Source organism: Allocoprococcus similis, from assembly GCF_054660775.1.
The window spans coordinates 1-683 of record NZ_BAAHSG010000061.1; the positions used below are offsets into that span (position 1 = coordinate 1).

The 683-nt window shown below is 36.2% G+C and carries 3 protein-coding genes; all 3 read right to left on the reverse strand.

Features of this window, described 5'->3' with window-relative positions:
• On the reverse strand, nt 1–368 hold a 368-nt coding region (locus ACYQ5K_RS17135), incomplete at its 3' end, for a hypothetical protein (protein ID WP_459778118.1).
• Nucleotides 322–468 (reverse strand): hypothetical protein, encoded by a 147-nt coding sequence (locus tag ACYQ5K_RS17140; protein WP_459778119.1) that lies wholly within the window; start codon nt 466–468, stop codon nt 322–324. The genes ACYQ5K_RS17135 and ACYQ5K_RS17140, both read right to left, overlap by 47 nt.
• Nucleotides 468–683: hypothetical protein (locus ACYQ5K_RS17145; protein WP_459778120.1), on the reverse strand; the 216-nt coding region annotated here is incomplete at its 5' end. The genes ACYQ5K_RS17145 and ACYQ5K_RS17140, both read right to left, overlap by 1 nt.

Below are 683 nucleotides of genomic sequence, written 5' to 3' on the forward strand. Positions count from 1 at the left end.
TCTTTTTTTTTTTTTTTCTCCTTCTTTCTTTTTTCCCCTTCTCCCTCTCTTTTTCCCTTTTTTTCTTTTTTTTTCTTTTTCTCTTCCTCCTCTTTCTCTTCATTTCCTTCTTCTTCCTCCTTTTTCTTCTTCTTTTCTTCTTTTTTTCTCCTTTTCTTTTTCCCTCTCTTTTCCTCCTTTTTTATCTTTTCCTTATTTCCTTTCTTTTTTCTTTTCTTCCTCTCTCTTTTTTTTTTCCCTTTCCCCCTCTTTCTTCTTCTTCTTCCTTCCCCCCCTTTTCTCTCCTTCCTCTCTTCCGTTCTTTTTCCTCTCTCTATCCTCTTACCGTTCTTTTCCTTTCTCCCTCTCTTTTCTTCCCCCACTCTCATTCCTTTCTTTCTCTTTTCTTCCTTTTCTTTTTCTTTCTTTCCCTTCCCTCCTCCTTTCTTCTTTTTTCCTTTTTCTTTTCTTCTTTTTATCCTTCTTCACTATCTCTCCCTTCCTTCTCCTTCTTCCTTCTTTCTCTCTTCTTTTTTCCCATCTCCCTTTTTCTCTTCTTCACTTCTTTTCTCTTTCTCCTTCTTTCTTTCTTCTTTTTCCCCTTTTTTTTCCTGCTTTTCCGTTTCTTTTTCCCCTTTTTCCTCTTTCTTTTCCTTTTCTTTTTCTCTCCTTCTCTTCCTCTTTCTCTTTTCCTCCTCTTTCTC